Below are 1422 nucleotides of genomic sequence, written 5' to 3'. Positions count from 1 at the left end.
CACTCACACCCCGCAACAATTACCCAACCTCACAAATCGACACCGGGAATGGCTCAATGCCGGCGAACGAAGCGGTACTTCACTACTTCGGTGTCGAGGGAAGAACCGCGATCGACGTCACAGAATCGGGTGCGCTGTCCAGTTGGCCACAGGGCTTCTTCGACCAGAGCGAGCGTGATCTCGCCAGCCTCGCCGGACTGCGCAGGCGGAGGCGGTGAGATTCGTCGTCGACGAGGAGGCATTAGGCTGCGCCGGAGTCGCCGACTGGTCCGCCGCCGAAGAGGAACTCGCGTAGCTCGCAGAACTCCTGAGTAAGGTCGGAAGCGAGCGCGAGACCATTGGAATCTTGAGTGGATGGGCGGCGGGGGAATTCGCCTTCGGACAGAATATTGCAAGCGTCCTGGCCAGTTCGCCGCTGATCGACCGGGACCTCCGTAACCGGCTTCTGCAACTCTTGGACAAGTGCGCGGACTGGGACGAGGATCCGGCGGTCTCCGTCGATGGTGCGGCCGTCATCGACGGCTTGTCGGTGTACGGGCTCGGCATCGCTCGGGCGGCCCAGCTCGTCGCGACCGGCCGGAACGTGGCGGTCCTCACTTATGCGATGGCGCCGCCTGGCCGGATTCCGCCGAGTGACCACCACGGACGGCCGGGTCGAGATTTCCTTCCTCGACGATGATCGCGACGTGCGGCTTTTCTATCGATCCCTGATGCGCCTCGAGGCGGTGCACGAAGGAGTATTCTTCGAACTTGCCGGTCGGGCCTTTCCCGGCCTGTGTTTCGCGGACGGCCTGTCCTTCCGAAGGTTCGATGGTGGATACGCGGTCCGTGACCGCGTCATCGAACATCTGGCTGCCCTCGATGACGGCTTCGCCGAGACCTTCGAGGCCGAGAAGGGCTCGTCGGCGCAGATTTCGGCGCGGCTGGGCATCGGGGTCAGCATCGAAGGGAAGACGAGGGGATCGCCCACGCTGATGCGACAGCGGGATGCGAGCTTCCGCGGCTACGTCTTCCGCTGCGAGTGGCATACCAAGCTCGAACGTCATCGTAACCGCATCCACTTCTTCCCCGGGGATGAGCGGACTGGTGGGAGAATTCTGATCGGCCTGTTCGTGCGGTACCTGCCGACCTGATCCGGGTTCTGGGCGACTCGCTTCCGGATAGAGCTGCTGCTACTCTCCGACCCCGGTTGGCCACTTAGTGGCGCGCTTCCGGTTCGGTTTGCTCCCGACCTTTCCTGTCTGGCACCGGACACGAAGATTGCCTGGTCAAGCGTCTACGATGATCGCACCATACGGAGGGGCAAGGTCACCGGCGGCCGGCGGCAGTCCACGTGCGTCGGGGCGTTTCGATGATCAGGCGGGGTCGGGAGTCGCGGTGGGTTATCAGCTCGGTATCGATATCGGATCCGCGAACACGATT

2 protein-coding genes are annotated in these 1422 nt (G+C 63.4%); both read left to right on the top strand.

What is annotated here, in order from left to right; translation table 11 throughout:
• On the top strand, nucleotides 1–218 hold a 218-nt coding region (locus G6R25_RS23940), incomplete at its 5' end, for a DUF3696 domain-containing protein (protein WP_205447430.1).
• A gap of 414 nt (nucleotides 219–632) precedes the next feature.
• Nucleotides 633–1133, top strand: coding sequence for a hypothetical protein (locus G6R25_RS23935; RefSeq protein WP_136449689.1), 501 nt, complete (start codon nucleotides 633–635; stop codon nucleotides 1131–1133).
• Nucleotides 1134–1422: the final 289 nt, after the last annotated feature.

The organism is Candidatus Frankia alpina (assembly GCF_902806485.1).
Taxonomy (GTDB): Bacteria; Actinomycetota; Actinomycetes; order Frankiales; family Frankiaceae; genus Frankia; species Frankia alpina.
The sequence above is the reverse complement of the archived record's forward strand: the minus strand, read 5'-3'. Positions and strand labels throughout refer to the sequence as shown.